The sequence below is a fragment of the Psychromonas sp. genome (genome assembly GCF_047632995.1).
Taxonomy (GTDB): domain Bacteria; phylum Pseudomonadota; class Gammaproteobacteria; order Enterobacterales; family Psychromonadaceae; genus Psychromonas.
This window is the reverse complement of sequence record NZ_JBLIEK010000094.1, coordinates 1-14,635: the sequence shown is the minus strand read 5'-3', so window position 1 is coordinate 14,635 and position 14,635 is coordinate 1. Positions and strand designations below refer to the sequence as shown.

Sequence of the window (14,635 nt, the reverse complement as noted above, 5' to 3'; positions counted from 1 at the left end):
TTGTTAAAATCAACGCTAACTGCGTTGTGAGTTTTGAAGTGAGAACAACTATCTCCTGCAACTCACGCCTTGCTAGTGCTAATTTTTCCTGCGCTATACTTGATCACTTCATTAATTCCTTTGGTATAAACGGCGGGCTATAAAGAACTATTCCGTTATTAAAACATTCACCTTAATGCTAAAAGCAGTTGTTTCTCTGCAAAGTGTAATCCTTTGCTGTGTGCACTTTTTGTAAGCTCTGGTAATTTACCGCAAAGAATGGCTTTATGTACAGAACCTACTCTGCGTACTTCATGATAAGTGCACCAAAATTGCATGCTCATATTTTTAGTTGTATGGACGCTGGTACCTCCTGTCGCATTAGTTGTATAGTAGACTTCATTTTTCCAGCGATTAACACCTGTTATTTTTCGCCATGTACCATTTTCGCACAGTAGAACTTGTCCGCGTGAGAAGATCATATTCGCCTCCTTATTTATTTGAAATCACATACCCTTGCATTTATACCAAAGGAACTAAAAAGGTGATCAGTCTTGCTTGTTAAAATCAACGCTAACTGCGTTGTGAGTTTTGAAGTGAGAACAACTATCTCCTGCAACTCACGCCTTGTTAGTGCTAATTTTTCCTGCGCCATACTTGATCACTTCATTAATTCTTTTGGTATTACTCATGCTGCGAAAATATTTAACCAACTTCCATTAATTAACTATAGTTTATCTCTTTAATTTTTATAGCAAATTAATGTAAAGGTGAAACCCTTGAGAATTTAATTGGCCATTTTACCTGTCCCGCTTGATTGTGCGTTTAGATGTAATCATTTAATGATATAATTATTGGTTATTTTAACTAGTCGGAGTTTTCATGGGCCATACGCTTACAACTATGTTCTCTAAACAAGAGATCGAATTGCGTGTTCAACAAATAGCTGCAGAGATCAATGACCACTATAAAAACAGTGAAGAAGTTATTCTTATTGGACTATTACGAGGCTCTGCTATCTTTTTAGCAGATTTATCCCGTTTATTGACTGTGCCGGTAATTTTAGATTTTATGGCGACTTCAAGTTATGGCAAAACTACTGATGGTGGCGAAGTAAAAATATTAAAAGAGCTTGATGAAGAGATTCATGGTCGTGATGTGCTGATCATTGAGGATATTATTGATACAGGTAACACTCTCAATAAAATCAAAGAGATGTTGTTACTACGTGATCCAAAATCTCTAGCCATCTGCGCATTACTGAATAAAACGTCTCGCCGTGAGGTTGACGTTTTTGTTAACTGGCAAGGTTTTTCCATTGAAGATAAGTTTGTTGTCGGTTATGGCATGGATTACGCCCAACTTTATCGAAATCTTCCTTATATTGGCATAGTTAACTTTGATAAATAAGGCAAACAGCAAGATGTATGCAATCGATTTACAGAATATAAAAAAAATTTATAAAGGTGGTGTTGAAGCGTTAAAGGGAATCTCCTTACAAGTTAAGGAAGGTGATTTTTACGCTTTACTGGGTCCCAATGGTGCGGGTAAATCGACAATAATTGGTATTATTTCATCGCTTGTTAATAAAAGTGCAGGGAAAGTGAATGTATTTGGTTATGATCTCGATACGCAGCTTGAATTGGCAAAAAGCCAAATCGGCTTAGTACCGCAGGAGTTTAATTTCAATCAATTTGAAGTGCCTGTGCAGATACTGGTTAATCAAGCTGGCTATTATGGAATTAATAGAAAAGAAGCCTTTGTGCGTGCCGAAAAATATCTTAAACAACTCGATCTTTGGGATAAAAGAGACGAACCTTCCCGCGAGCTGTCAGGTGGTATGAAACGTCGTTTAATGATTGCTCGTGCGCTGATGCATGAGCCGAGACTGCTTATACTCGATGAGCCAACCGCGGGTGTTGATATTGAAGTTCGCCGCTCTATGTGGAAGTTTCTAAAAAAACTCAATGCACAGGGAGTGACTATTATCCTTACGACGCATTATCTGGAAGAGGCTGAAATGCTATGTCGTAATATTGGCATCATTGATAAAGGCCGCTTAGTTGAAAATACCAGTATGAAATCTTTATTGGCACGACTTGATAGTGAGACCTTTATTCTCGATATAGATCCGCCGGCACAACCACCAACAAGTAAACATTTTAAAATCACCCAACTAGATCAACATACCTTGGAAGTTGAGTTGGGTAAACAGCAGTCATTAAACAAAGTATTTGAAGAATTGAGTGCGCAGGCTATTCGTGTTAACAGTTTACGAAATAAAGCGAACCGCTTAGAAGAACTCTTTATTGGACTTGTAGAAAAAGGCAATTTACATGATGAATAGTGCATATGTGATAGCGTTAAAAAGTCTCTGGATAAAAGAGATCAACCGTTTCCTGCGTATTTGGATACAGACACTTGTTCCGCCTGTCATTACCATGAGCCTCTATTTTGTTGTATTTGGTAATTTAATTGGCTCGCGTATTGGTGAAATGAGCGGTTTTAGTTACATGTCATTTATTGTGCCGGGACTGATTATGATGTCCGTGATCACTAACTCCTACTCCAATGTAGCATCATCTTTTTTTAGTGCTAAATTTCAACGCAATGTTGAAGAGTTATTGGTCGCGCCGGTGCCTAATTACATTATTATTTGGGGCTATATAGGAGGAGGTGTGACACGAGGATTGATCGTTGGTTTTATGGTCACCTGTGTTTCTCTGTTCTTTGTCGATCTGCAGATATACAATCTTCCCGTTTTGATATTAAGCGTGGTATGTACTGCGGTTTTATTTTCCATTGGTGGTTTATTGAATGCGATTTTTGCACGCTCCTTTGATGATATCAGCATTATTCCAACCTTTATTTTGACCCCTTTGACTTATCTCGGCGGTGTTTTTTATTCAATCAGTTTATTACCTGAATTCTGGCAAGGTGTTTCACATTTCAATCCCATTTTTTATATGATTAATGCTTTCCGCTATGGATTTTTAGGCATATCAGATGTTTCATTAGTTTGGTCATTTTTGGTTATTGTTGCCTTTACTGTGGCACTTTATAGCCTAGTTTCAGTGCTGCTGAAAAAGGGTGTAGGTATCCGTTCATGAGTGAATTAGGTAATTCCAGAGTTATTACTTCTAACCAAGAGGGCGTACATAAGGATCTGGAACAAGTTGTATTAAAGCATTTAAAACATGCTTTTCGTAAACCTTACCAAGCGCATACGTTAGCTGCATTCAAAGAGTGTGAGAAGTGGGTTGAACAGCAAGGTAAGCCGATTATCTTAGACTCTTGCTGCGGCGTTGGTGAAAGCACTTATCATCTGGCGAAAAAACATCCCGAAGCGATTATATTAGGTTTGGATAAGTCGGCGGATCGTTTAGCTAAACACCCGCAATCAATTGCCGATAATTACCGCTTATTGCAGGTTAATCTTAATGATTTCTGGCGCTTGGCGGTTGATGCTAATTGGCATCTGTCGCACCATTATCTGCTTTATCCTAATCCTTGGCCGAAAGCGAATCATTTGCAGCGCCGCTGGCACGGCAGTGCGGTATTTCCTGCTATTTTAGCGCTTGGTGGAGAGCTGGAGCTGCGCAGTAATTGGTTTACTTATATCCATGAATTTGCCCGTGCATTAGAGCTTGCCAAGCAATCGTGCCACGTAGAGACGTTTGTCAGTGAAACCTCTATTACCCCATTTGAACGAAAATATTGGGCAAGTGGACAAAAGTCATTACGTTTAACTGCAACGCTTAAGTAAATCGTTGCTTTTGTTTCTTGTCGTGCAATTAATTCCTGCCTTACGTGGTCTATATTTAGACAGTTAACTTCGTAAGGGAAAGCGATGCTTATTAAAACCCGTAAAAGATCAGATCTTAAAGAATCACAATTAACGGATCAGAGTGTTTATTTAAATCGCCGTAATATTATTAAGGCATTGGGTTTGGCGGCATTAACTATTCCTTTTGTTAAACCTGCTCACGCTGGATTGTTTGATCTGTTTTCTGATAATGAAAAGGGATCTGACAATTCGGATCTTTTATTTGCACGTGATAAGTTGCAATACCTCAAAAACAGTAATTATCAATCATTAACCCCGCTCACGCCAGAGCAGAAAATCCTGCAATACAATAACTTTTATGAGTATGGAACAGGTAAAGGTGACCCATATAAATACGCGCAACAGACTAAAGTCGATCCATGGTCGCTTACCATTGATGGATTAGTTGATAAACCGATCACTCTTCATTATGAAGATCTGTTAACACGCTTTGCGATTGAAGAGCGCTTGTATCGAATGCGTTGTGTCGAAGCGTGGTCGATGAATATCCCTTGGTTAGGTTTTACCCTCGCCAATTTAATTAAGTCCGTGTCGCCAAAGTCCACTGCCAGGTATGTTCGTTTTGAAACCTTATATGATCCACAGCAGATGCGAGGTCAGCGCGCCTCTCGTGTAGGTGGCGGTATTGATTATCCCTATATTGAAGGATTGCGCTTAGATGAGGCGATGCACCCATTAACTATGCTTTCGGTTGGTTTATATGGGCAAACCCTGGCACCACAAAATGGCGCGCCGATTCGCTTGGTTGTGCCATGGAAATATGGTTTTAAAAGCATTAAATCGATCGTGCGCATTAGTTTAACCGATAAAGCCCCGGTTAATACTTGGCAGAAAATAGCCGCTTCTGAATATGGTTTTTTTGCCAATGTGAATCCTGATGTTGATCACCCTCGCTGGAGCCAGGCAAGTGAGCGTTTTATTGGTGCGGGGAATCTATTTTCACAAACACGTAAGCCAACCTTACCCTTTAATGGTTACCAGGAAGAGGTGGCTGGTTTGTACAGTGGTTTAGATCTTAAGCGTAATTTTTAAAGGGTGGCAATGAAAATATCAGTAAAAGGTGTATTGATAATAAAAACGGTTATTCATCTGTCTGCCTTAGCCACTTTCTTGTATCTATATTATCTCATTGATTCAGGGCGCTTAGGGGCTGATCCAGTCAAAGAGATGATCCACTTTTTAGGTAAAACAGCTCTCAATTTTTTATTTCTGACACTCCTGGTTACGCCTGTTGCTAAGCGCTTTAAGCAGCCTTTGTTGATTAGAACGAGGCGCTTATTGGGGATCTATAGCTTTGTTTGGGCTTGTTTACACCTCACGACTTTTCTCTGGCTGGAGCTGAACTGGCAGTTTTTTTTGTTTATTGATGAAGTGGTGAAGCGTCCTTATTTAAGCTTCGGTGCGGCGACCTGGATTATTCTTTTACTCTTAACTATTACATCACTCAATAGCATAAAAAATAAAATGAAAAAAGCCTGGTTCACATTACATCGTTTTGTTTACTGGGCGGCGCTGTTTGCCGTTATACATTATTACTGGTCAGTTAAGGCGGGTTTAATTGAGGCGACAATTTATATAGTTATCTGCCTGTTATTACTGGTGCAGCGTAAAGCTTATTTTAAATCTCTACTTTTTCAAAGTATGCTTAAAATTAGGAAATAAATTTTAGATATAAAAAATCCGATAGCAGAGTGACTGTTATCGGATTTTTTTATTGTTTTTTAGTCTATTGGTTATTAAGCCACCTGTACGGGAACATCTTTACTGGTGCGAACAATATTATTTTGTGCATCTAAGTACACTAAACTTGGTTTGTGATTTGCAATTTCCGCCGCATTTAAACTTGCGTAGGTACAGATAATCACACGATCACCAACGGCTGCCATTCGTGCTGCAGCACCATTAACGGAGATGATTTTTGAACCTCGTTCACCTGAAATTGCGTAAGTTGAAAAACGTGCGCCATTTTCAATATTATAAATGTCGATTCTCTCGTATTCGAGAATGCCAGCTTGATCTAGTAAATTTTGATCAATAGCACATGAACCTTCATAATTTAATTCAGCATGTGTCACGCGTGCTTGGTGAAGTTTGCCGGTAAGCATTGTTTTTTGCATACAAAAACCTTTCTTTTCTAGTAATAATTCGAGCAAGTGGCGACTATAAAGTAAAATCTTTAATGGCGCAAATTTACTATTTTATTATCAATTAAACGTGTAGCGCCTAAAAAGGCTGCCATTAAAATAACGATTGCTTTGCTATCGCTATCGACCGGTTGTAATGTGCTGCTGTCAACAATATGAATCGCATCCGTATTAAACCCATTGCTGTCGAGCTCTGCCGATGCATTAGCGATTAATCTAGTATGGTCAATTTGTTGATTTTGTAGATCTGTGGCGAGCTTAGTCATTATCTGCGCCAACAAGGGCGCTTTTTCTTTTTCAGCAGGTGTCAGTTTATTATTACGCGAGCTCATTGCTAAACCACTTGCTTCACGCACTGTTGCCACTGCAATAATTTCAATAGGCATGGCCAAATCAATGACCATTTTTTTAACGATTGCCAGCTGCTGAAAATCTTTTTCACCAAAACAAGCATAATCAGGCTGCACCAGGTTAAAAAGCTTATTAACTATGGTGCTCATGCCTCGGAAATGACCCGGGCGAAGTTCACCTTCTAAACAATCCGATAATCCCGGTACTTCAACATAAGTTTGTTTTTCTAAACCATTTGGGTAAATCACTTCAGGCGAGGGGATAAAAACAATATCGACCCCTTGCTGTTCAAGCAGTCGCTGATCTGCCTCAACTGTTTTAGGGTAATTCTGCAAGTCTTGTGCATTATTAAACTGCATCGGATTAACAAAAATACTGACCACAACAATTGTTGCTTTTTCTTTAGCCTGACGCACTAACTGTAAGTGCCCATCATGCAAATTGCCCATAGTCGGGACAAATGCGATGGTTAACCCTTGTTGTTTTAGTTCCTGAATCTTTTCCCGCAAGAGTTCGGGCTGGTTAATAATGTGCATATTATTATTCTTATCTACTAGTAAAAACTGTGTTCAGAAGATGGGAATGAGCCGTTTTCCACCTGTTCTTTATAAAGTGTCACCGCGCTGCGAATATCTCCCGTCTCAATTAAGAAGTTTTTGGAGAATTTAGGGCAGAACCCCGCGGAAATGCCAAATGCATCATGCATCACTAAAATTTGCCCGTCAGTTTCGCTGCCTGCGCCAATGCCTATTACTGGAATCTGCACTGCTTTGCTTACGCGAGCGGCAAGCGGCACCGGTACGCATTCTAATACTAATAACTGTATACCCGATTTTTCGAGTATTAATGCATCTCTAATAAGTAATTCTGCTTTATCTTCCTCTCGTCCCTGTACCTTATAGCCGCCAAATACATTAACCGATTGCGGCGTTAAACCCAGGTGTCCACAAACGGGAATTCCGCGTTCAACGAGTCCCTGTACAGACTCAGCAAGCCATTTACCGCCTTCTAATTTGATCATATTGGCGCCGGCACGCATCAAGACTGCTGCATTTTCATAAGTCTGCTCAGGCGTTGCATAACTCATAAAAGGCAAATCAGACATAATCAGTGCATTAGTGGCCGTACTGGCAACAGATTGAGTGTGGTATTTAATATCTTCAACGGTAACAGGGAGAGTGGAGTCATGTCCTTGTAAAACCATGCCAAGAGAGTCGCCGATTAATAAAACTTGGATTCCAGCCTGATCAAAAATTGCCGCAAAACTTGCATCATATGCGGTAATACAGGTTATTTTTTTATTCTCTTGTTTCATTTTAGCCAAACGGGAAACACTAATTTTAGCCATGATTACTCCTAAATTAGAAATATGTATGATTTGTAATTATTGGTTTAAATCAATCATTGATGATGATCAAGCCATTTTTATCACATTGCGCTGCTAATTTCGATAACGCTGTCCCATCAGGCAGGACAAGATTTTCGGCTATCTCTAATAATGGGTAAAGCACAAATTCGCGTACTTTCATCCCATAATGGGGAATAGTTAAGCGTGCGTTATTTATCTCTTCATTACCGTATAAGATAATATCAAGATCCAAAGTACGGGGCCCCCAACGTTTCGCTTTGCGCTCCCGCCCTTGTGATAACTCTATTTTTTGCAGTTCGTCTAATAATTGCAGCGCTGATAACTGCGTATCTAGCTGCGCGACCGCATTAACATAATCGGGTTGATCTTGCGGTCCCATCGGGGCGCTGCTGTACAATGACGAACTATTTATTAACTGCGTCCTGGGCAACGCTTTAAGCGCGACAATTGCTTGTCGCGCTTGTTTGATTGGCGTTGCTTGATTGCTGCCGATAGCGATATAACTAATCATCACTGCTAACTGCTGTTGCTTTACGTTTACTGCCTGAATATTTACGTTTTTTATAAGGCTTTGTACTATCCGGCTTCTTCTCAATGGCTTTATTAGTCGTTTTATAACTGTAGTCATGTTGGGGTAATTCATTATGCTCTTGGTATTCTTGCCACCAAGCGGTTAATTCCGCAAGTTCTTTGCTTTGTTCTACCTTGGCACGTAATGAGAGAAAATCAAAAGCGGCACGGAATTTAATATGTTGGTAAACGCGCTGTGCTCGTTTACCGCCAAAGCGCGGTAAGCGCAGTTGTAAAATCCAGATATCGCGAATAGCGGCAGTAAAACGTTTCGGAATAGCAATCGTTTTTACCTGAATACTCAGTACTTCATTCATTGCTAATAAAAAGGCATCATGATACTCAATGCCGCTTTCAAAACTCATCTCTTGGGCGCGCTGCTCAAGCGGATACCAGAGCATAATGGCATAAATATAAGCGGGGGTGACGCGCTTGCCCTGTGCGATACGGGTATCAGTATCAATCAGTGCCTGCTCAATAATGGCACTGGCTTTATCGTCTTCCCCATCTTTAAACAGAATAGGGAATAATATCTGCAGCAATTTGTATTCTTTTAATAAACGGTAAGTTGCCAGGCCTTGTCCTGAAAGCAGCAATTTAATCACTTCATCAAAATGACGGGCTGCAGGGATATCTTGTAAAAGTGGTGCTAAGCGACGAATTGGCTCTGCACATGATTCACTGATGGTGAGATTTAATTTGGCGGCAAAACGAATCGCGCGCATCATGCGCACCGGATCTTCGCGGTAACGCACATCAGGATCGCCAATTAAGGTTAATTTTCGATCTGCGAGATCTTTCATTCCACCACAGAAATCATAAATGGCGAAATCAGCAATATCGTAATAGAGCGCATTAACGGTAAAGTCACGGCGTTCAGCATCTTCCTCTAACGAGCCGTAAACATTATCCCGCAGTAACATACCAGCTTGTGATTGCTTTACTTTTTGTGCATCTTGTCCATCGTCATCATCGTGATGACCGCGGAAAGTAGCAACTTCAATCACTTCTCGGCCAAAGAGAATATGCGCTAAACGAAAGCGGCGACCAATTAAACGGCAATTACGGAACAGATCTTTGACCTCTTCCGGCGTTGCATTGGTCGTAATATCAAAATCTTTTGGTTTTAGTCCAAGCAACAAATCACGCACAGCACCACCTACCAACAACGCACGGAAACCCGCGTTATGTAAGCGATACAGTACCTTCAATGCATTTCCATCAATATTTTTACGTGAGATGGTGTGCTTGTCTCGTGATATTTTATACATATCCAATATCGCTTCTGGTGTTTTTTTGTTTTTCTTAGTAAACACATTTTTAACGAATTTTTTTAATCGTTTAATAACCCTATCCTCGGTGATTGATGTTTTATACCAAACTACTTGGAAATGTAAATTCAGAACCTAGTTCGGATGTCAGAACAAGGCACGATATGAAGAGAATGGTGATTCCATTTTCGAATATTGTAACGCAGTGCTGGCTTTCGAGCTAGGCTCACGTACGGCAAGGAGATAAGTAATCATCATCGGCGTTATAACGCCGCTGATGTAGAATCACTAGACCTTCGACTTTATGCCTGAAATCTAGTTACTTATCGCCTTGCTGACGCCTACATTTGCACGTAGCTTAGGTATTTAATGTAGCTTGAAAAATTCAAGCGCTTATTTTATGTGCGTGGCGCGTTAAAAACAAATTAATTTTCAAATCTGAATTTCATGTTGTGCTGGTATTTTATGCAAACACCAGTTTTCAATGGCCCATTCTAATATTTTTGAGCAAGTTGTTGTATCAACATTGTTTGTCACAGTATGCCCGAGAAAATCCAATGCCCTTAATAATGTCGGAATCGGGTTGTCTTTATTGATAGCTAAGGCATGATTTTGTTTAGATAGCTTCTGTCCTGGTGATGTAACCGCGACAGGTAAATGGATATATTTAGGGGGGGGGATATTAAGCAATTGATAAAGGGCAATTTGTTTGCCTGTGGTATTGAGCAGATCCGCGCCGCGTACTACTTCGGTTATTCCCTGATCAATATCATCTACCACTACCGCAAGGTTATAAGCGTATAAACCATCTTTGCGCTTAATAATGAAATCTTCGCGCGCTTCACTGCTGTTTAAATAGAGTTCACCCTGCAGTTGATCATAAAAATGGCAGGTAGGTTTCCCCTGGTTTTGTAAATTAATACGCAGCGCATTACCGTTGAAGGGGAGCTGTTTATCCCGGCAACAGCCCAAATAGAGGCCACCTTGCAGTTTGATTTTTTTGCGCGTGCATGCGCAGCCATAACAGAGTTTTTGCGCGGCCAGTTGAGCGAGTACTTTCTCATAGGCTTGGCTTCGCTTACTTTGATAGATAACCTCACCATCCCAATTTAACCCATACGCCATTAAGGTTTGCAGGATATCTGCTGCTGCGCCAGCGACTTCGCGCGGGGGATCAAGATCATCAATACGAACTTGCCAAGAACCCTGCATAGATTTAGCTTGCAGATAGCTGCCCAAAGCTGCCACCAATGAACCAAAGTGCAGCTGCCCAGAAGGGGAAGGCGCGAAGCGGCCTCGATAAGCTGTTTTTAGCGCGGCAGGTAAATTAGGCAAGAGCATTGGCTCCCTAAACAAAAACGGTTAGCACAAGGCTAACCGTTATTTTTAGAAAAAGAGATAAATTAACCAATAATTTGTTTCTCTTTAATTTCTGCTAGTGTTTTACAATCGATACATAGATCTGCAGTAGGGCGCGCTTCTAAACGACGAACACCAATTTCTACGCCGCAAGACTCACAGAAACCAAAATCATCTTCTTCAATCTTTTTCAATGTTTTCGATATTTTTTTAATTAAACGACGTTCACGATCACGTGCACGTAGCTCTAAGCTAAACTCTTCTTCTTGTGTTGCGCGGTCAACAGGATCGGGGAAATTAGCCGCTTCATCTTTCATATGATCAACTGTACGGTCAACTTCTTCACGTAACTGTGTACGCCATGCTTCAAGAATTTGCGTGAAGTGCTCTCGCTGTGCTTTATCCATGTACTCTTCGCCGGTTTTTTCTTGATACGGCTCCACTCCGGCAATGGCTAGAATACCCAATGTTTTTTTAGTATTATTGGTTGTCATAGAACTTTCCTTTAATTGATGCATGATTGACTGCGCGAATTTTCTTGCATCAATACAGTGACAAAATGAGATTAAAAATTTCCTAGAAATTAAGCAAAAATAGCAGTGCTTAATTTCGGCGGCTATCTATAGCAAGTAAATGCAGTGCAGTCAAATAGGATGTTTTAATTTATGATATTATAGTTGTTTTTTTGCAGAGGATCGCAACTATTGTACTTCTCCTGCAGACAATATTATTAGATCCCTCTATTTATGTGAATCCCCATTCAGAGGCCTGCTTGGAAAACTATGCAGGCAAGTTTACGTCCGTCGATAACGTGGCGCTGGATTTTCAGTTATAATCTGCGCTATTTATCATTACCGCTTCTATTTAGGTTATTTTATACGTGCTTCCTATCCATGCTTTTATTCCGAAAATACAAGAGATACTGAGTCAATCTCAGGCATTAGTGCTGCAAGCTGAGCCGGGAGCGGGTAAATCGACCGTAGTTCCGTTAAGTCTGCTTGATGCGCCTTTTTTAAAGGGTAAAAAGATTATTTTACTGGAGCCGCGGCGAGTTGCGGTTAAATCGATCGCCTTTTATCTGGCCAAACTTTTAGGTGAAAAAGTGGGGCAGCGTATTGGTTACCAAATTCGCAATGAGCGCAAAATTTCTAACGATACCGTACTTGAAATTGTCACTGAAGGGATATTAACCCGCCGTCTGCAAAATGATCCTGAATTGAGTGAGGTTGGATTGATTATTTTCGATGAATTTCATGAACGCTCGATTCATGCTGATTTAGCCTTAATGCTCGCGGTGGAAGTACAACAAGCATTTCGGGATGACTTGAAGTTATTGATTATGTCCGCCACTATTGATACCAATCTGATTGCAAATTACTTGAGCCATGCGCCCGTACTCAAATGTCCGGGACGAACTTATCCCGTTGACATTGAATACATAAATAACTCGCAAAGATATCTTGATCAGCAAGTTATGGATGCGCTGAATGTGGCGTTAAACGACAGCAGCGAAGGGGATCTTCTGGTTTTTTTGCCCGGGCAAGGCGATATAAAAAAATGTATTGCATTATCTCAAGCGCAATATGGCTCACGTTTTAATCTGCTTCCTTTATATGGCGGCTTGCCTCTGGCGCAGCAGGAGTTGGTGCTGAGCAAAAATTCAGAGGGTAAACGCAGAGTTATCTTTTCCACCAATATTGCGGAAACCAGTTTAACCATTGAGGGGATCAGTACAGTTATCGATTCCGGGTTAGAAAAGGTATTAAGCTATGATGTTAAAAGCGGCTTGTCTCGTTTAGAAACAACTTATATATCCAAAGCCTCGGCGACACAGCGTGCTGGGCGAGCAGGGCGGTTACAAAGTGGCCGTTGCATTCGCTTATACAGCGAAGCGAAACACAACGGGTTTAATGAATTTCAGGCAGAAGAGATAACCAATACAGACTTAACAAGTTTAGTATTGGATCTGGCGGCTTGGGGAATTACAAAGTTTGAGGATGCTAACTGGCTAACGCCGCCACCTAAACATCACTTTGATGTGGCCTGTTCCCTTAATGGCTCATTAGGTTTAATGGATGTTAATAACAAAATAAGCAAGCTGGGAGCGAGATCGCTAAAAATGGGCCTTGAGCCAAGGCTTGCCAGTATGTTGCTGCACTGTGAATCCGCATTAGAAAAAAGAATCGCCTCTGTCTTGGCGGCACTGCTTGGTGAACGTGATATTTTATTCAACGCGCAGAGCGCTGATATTATTGAGCGCGTTATTTTGTTTAATGATTATCTGGCAGATAGAAGGGCCGTAAAGGCAGCGCAGAGAGTGAATGTCGGCACCTTAGAGCAAGTGATCACCCTGGCTAAATCTTTTGCCAAATCACTGGGCTTGCCGACGCTGAATGAGCCTATCAGTTTGTCGGACTTAAACCATTATGCGGGCGCCTTATTACTGACGGCCTACCCGGATCGTTTAGCCAAAATACGCAGTGCGCAAAGCAACCGCTATCTGCTTGCCAACGGACGAGGTGTCACGCTTAGAGAGTTCGACGCTGTGCAGGGGGAACCCTGGCTTGTCGTCTGTGATTGCGATGGGAAAAACAGAGACGGTAACATCTACAGCTGTGTAAGCGTTTCAATGATGCAGATTAAAGCGGTATTGGCTGAGCAGTTAGAGGATCTAACTTATTACTCTTTGGATAATAAAAAAGAAAAAGTCATTGGCCGGCAGCAGTTAACCTACCGGTCGCTGGTGTTGGAAGAAAAAACAGTAAGCGCTATTCCTGATAATGAATTTGCTAAATGTGTTGCCGACATCCTTAAGCAGGAAGGATTATCATTTCTTAACTGGACGAAAAAGTGCGCGTCATGGTTGGCGAGAGCGAAATGGCTAGGCGCTGTAATGGATGGCTTTCCACAAATAAGCGAGGCTTATTTAATCAGCCAGTTAGATAACTGGTTATTGCCCTACATAAGCCATATAAAAACCATCAAGCAGCTTAGAAAAATGAATATCACTGATTTGTTGATGGCGACCTTAACTTGGCAGGAAAGCCAAACTTTAGCGCGTCAAGCGCCCGAGGTTTATCTGGCACCGAGCGGAAAATCAATGGCAATTCGTTATGATGAAAATCAAGGGCCGACTGTCGCTATTATTTTGCAGGAGATGTTTGGCCAGTTAGACTCACCGATGCTGGCGAACAATACTATTCCGATCCGTTTTGAACTGCTTTCACCTGCGCGCAGGCCCATTCAAACGACCAGTGATTTAGCCAATTTTTGGCGCACTTCCTACTTTGATGTCGCCAAAGAGATGCGCGGCAGATATCCCAAACATCGCTGGCCGGAAGCGCCGCTTGAAGAGCTGCCCGGACGCTCGATTAAAAACAGAAAATAGCATCAACCGTACCTGAAATTGTGAACCCGCTTGGCTTTTTTACATTATGATTAAGATCAACTACAGTGTATAAATTATTGATAGTGAGGAAAAAAGATGGCAAACGAATATGTTCCAGCAAAAGTGTGGACCCAGAATCATGAAAATGGTGGTCAGTGGGCAAGTATTAATCGCCCTGATTCAGGCGCAAGGCACAAACAGGATTTGCCTGTGGGCAAGCATTCGTTGCAATTGTATTCCATGGGCACGCCCAATGGTCAAAAAGTGACAATTATGCTCGAAGAACTATTGCTGCTTGGTATTAGCGAGGCTGAATATGATGCGCACTTGATCCAAATTGGTGAAGGCCAACAGTTC

The 14,635-nt window shown here is 41.3% G+C and carries 15 protein-coding genes and 1 pseudogene; 8 read left to right on the top strand and 8 right to left on the bottom strand.

Features of this window, described 5'->3' with window-relative positions; all coding sequences use genetic code 11:
• Positions 1–167: 167 nt before the first annotated feature.
• The gene (locus tag ACJAT7_RS14145) at positions 168–461 is read right to left on the bottom strand and encodes a hypothetical protein (protein ID WP_415227446.1); all 294 of its coding nucleotides are present in this window, start codon (positions 459–461) and stop codon (positions 168–170) included.
• A 400-nt stretch (positions 462–861) separates the two neighbouring features.
• Between ACJAT7_RS14145 and hpt the strand changes: the two genes are divergently transcribed.
• The 6 genes from hpt (at position 862) to ACJAT7_RS14115 (ending at position 5,488) form a co-directional block, all read left to right on the top strand.
• Positions 862–1,389 (top strand): hypoxanthine phosphoribosyltransferase, encoded by a 528-nt coding sequence (gene hpt, locus ACJAT7_RS14140; protein ID WP_415227445.1) that lies wholly within the window; start codon positions 862–864, stop codon positions 1,387–1,389.
• A gap of 13 nt (positions 1,390–1,402) precedes the next feature.
• Positions 1,403–2,326 carry an ABC transporter ATP-binding protein gene (locus ACJAT7_RS14135; protein ID WP_415227444.1) on the top strand — a complete coding sequence of 308 codons (924 nt, stop codon included), beginning with the start codon at positions 1,403–1,405 and terminating at the stop codon, positions 2,324–2,326.
• Positions 2,316–3,089, top strand: coding sequence for an ABC transporter permease (locus tag ACJAT7_RS14130; protein ID WP_415227443.1), 774 nt, complete (start codon positions 2,316–2,318; stop codon positions 3,087–3,089). Before ACJAT7_RS14135 ends, ACJAT7_RS14130 begins: the two co-directional genes overlap by 11 nt.
• Complete coding sequence (gene trmB / locus ACJAT7_RS14125; protein WP_415227442.1) at positions 3,086–3,745, top strand: tRNA (guanine(46)-N(7))-methyltransferase TrmB; 660 nt, start codon at positions 3,086–3,088, stop codon at positions 3,743–3,745. The genes ACJAT7_RS14130 and trmB overlap by 4 nt, the downstream gene beginning before the upstream one ends.
• An 84-nt stretch (positions 3,746–3,829) precedes the next feature.
• The gene (msrP, locus tag ACJAT7_RS14120) at positions 3,830–4,858 is read left to right on the top strand and encodes a protein-methionine-sulfoxide reductase catalytic subunit MsrP (protein WP_415227441.1); all 1,029 of its coding nucleotides are present in this window, start codon (positions 3,830–3,832) and stop codon (positions 4,856–4,858) included.
• 9 nt (positions 4,859–4,867) lie between these two features.
• Entirely contained in the window at positions 4,868–5,488 is a 621-nt protein-coding gene (locus ACJAT7_RS14115) for a protein-methionine-sulfoxide reductase heme-binding subunit MsrQ (RefSeq protein WP_415227440.1), read from the top strand.
• Between the two features lie 74 nt (positions 5,489–5,562).
• Here the strand turns inward: ACJAT7_RS14115 and panD are convergent, their stop codons facing one another.
• The 7 genes from panD to dksA form a co-directional block, all read right to left on the bottom strand.
• Entirely contained in the window at positions 5,563–5,943 is a 381-nt protein-coding gene (gene panD / locus ACJAT7_RS14110) for an aspartate 1-decarboxylase (RefSeq protein ID WP_415227439.1), read from the bottom strand.
• A gap of 59 nt (positions 5,944–6,002) precedes the next feature.
• Positions 6,003–6,857 (bottom strand): pantoate--beta-alanine ligase, encoded by an 855-nt coding sequence (gene panC, locus ACJAT7_RS14105; RefSeq protein WP_415227438.1) that lies wholly within the window; start codon positions 6,855–6,857, stop codon positions 6,003–6,005.
• Positions 6,858–6,874: 17 nt separating this feature from the next.
• Positions 6,875–7,669 carry a 3-methyl-2-oxobutanoate hydroxymethyltransferase gene (gene panB, locus ACJAT7_RS14100; RefSeq protein WP_415227437.1) on the bottom strand — a complete coding sequence of 265 codons (795 nt, stop codon included), beginning with the start codon at positions 7,667–7,669 and terminating at the stop codon, positions 6,875–6,877.
• 49 nt (positions 7,670–7,718) lie between these two features.
• Positions 7,719–8,201, bottom strand: coding sequence for a 2-amino-4-hydroxy-6-hydroxymethyldihydropteridine diphosphokinase (gene folK / locus ACJAT7_RS14095; protein ID WP_415227447.1), 483 nt, complete (start codon positions 8,199–8,201; stop codon positions 7,719–7,721).
• Positions 8,194–9,531 (bottom strand): polynucleotide adenylyltransferase PcnB, encoded by a 1,338-nt coding sequence (gene pcnB / locus ACJAT7_RS14090; protein WP_415227436.1) that lies wholly within the window; start codon positions 9,529–9,531, stop codon positions 8,194–8,196. The genes folK and pcnB overlap by 8 nt, the downstream gene beginning before the upstream one ends.
• A 432-nt stretch (positions 9,532–9,963) precedes the next feature.
• Positions 9,964–10,872, bottom strand: coding sequence for a tRNA glutamyl-Q(34) synthetase GluQRS (gene gluQRS, locus ACJAT7_RS14085; protein ID WP_415227435.1), 909 nt, complete (start codon positions 10,870–10,872; stop codon positions 9,964–9,966).
• 62 nt (positions 10,873–10,934) lie between these two features.
• Positions 10,935–11,384, bottom strand: a complete 450-nt coding sequence (dksA, locus tag ACJAT7_RS14080) for an RNA polymerase-binding protein DksA (RefSeq protein ID WP_415227434.1) — start codon at positions 11,382–11,384, stop codon at positions 10,935–10,937.
• Between the two features lie 386 nt (positions 11,385–11,770).
• Here dksA and hrpB point away from each other — a divergent pair, with 386 nt between their 5' ends.
• Both hrpB and ACJAT7_RS14070 read left to right on the top strand, forming a co-directional pair.
• Positions 11,771–14,278 (top strand): ATP-dependent helicase HrpB, encoded by a 2,508-nt coding sequence (gene hrpB, locus ACJAT7_RS14075; RefSeq protein WP_415227433.1) that lies wholly within the window; start codon positions 11,771–11,773, stop codon positions 14,276–14,278.
• Between the two features lie 96 nt (positions 14,279–14,374).
• Positions 14,375–14,635: pseudogene (locus ACJAT7_RS14070) on the top strand (glutathione-dependent disulfide-bond oxidoreductase); the annotation flags it as partial.

Bases quoted from the DNA above. Each gene is read 5' to 3' on its own strand.
- ACJAT7_RS14145 (WP_415227446.1), bottom strand. From the start codon at position 461: ATGATCTTCTCACGCGGACAAGTTCTACTGTGCGAAAATGGTACATGG.
- hpt (WP_415227445.1), top strand. From the start codon at position 862: ATGGGCCATACGCTTACAACTATGTTCTCTAAACAAGAGATCGAATTG.
- ACJAT7_RS14135 (WP_415227444.1), top strand. From the start codon at position 1,403: ATGTATGCAATCGATTTACAGAATATAAAAAAAATTTATAAAGGTGGT.
- ACJAT7_RS14130 (WP_415227443.1), top strand. From the start codon at position 2,316: ATGATGAATAGTGCATATGTGATAGCGTTAAAAAGTCTCTGGATAAAA.
- trmB (WP_415227442.1), top strand. From the start codon at position 3,086: ATGAGTGAATTAGGTAATTCCAGAGTTATTACTTCTAACCAAGAGGGC.
- msrP (WP_415227441.1), top strand. From the start codon at position 3,830: ATGCTTATTAAAACCCGTAAAAGATCAGATCTTAAAGAATCACAATTA.
- ACJAT7_RS14115 (WP_415227440.1), top strand. From the start codon at position 4,868: ATGAAAATATCAGTAAAAGGTGTATTGATAATAAAAACGGTTATTCAT.
- panD (WP_415227439.1), bottom strand. From the start codon at position 5,943: ATGCAAAAAACAATGCTTACCGGCAAACTTCACCAAGCACGCGTGACA.
- panC (WP_415227438.1), bottom strand. From the start codon at position 6,857: ATGCACATTATTAACCAGCCCGAACTCTTGCGGGAAAAGATTCAGGAA.
- panB (WP_415227437.1), bottom strand. From the start codon at position 7,669: ATGGCTAAAATTAGTGTTTCCCGTTTGGCTAAAATGAAACAAGAGAAT.
- folK (WP_415227447.1), bottom strand. From the start codon at position 8,201: ATGATTAGTTATATCGCTATCGGCAGCAATCAAGCAACGCCAATCAAA.
- pcnB (WP_415227436.1), bottom strand. From the start codon at position 9,531: ATGTATAAAATATCACGAGACAAGCACACCATCTCACGTAAAAATATT.
- gluQRS (WP_415227435.1), bottom strand. From the start codon at position 10,872: ATGCTCTTGCCTAATTTACCTGCCGCGCTAAAAACAGCTTATCGAGGC.
- dksA (WP_415227434.1), bottom strand. From the start codon at position 11,384: ATGACAACCAATAATACTAAAAAAACATTGGGTATTCTAGCCATTGCC.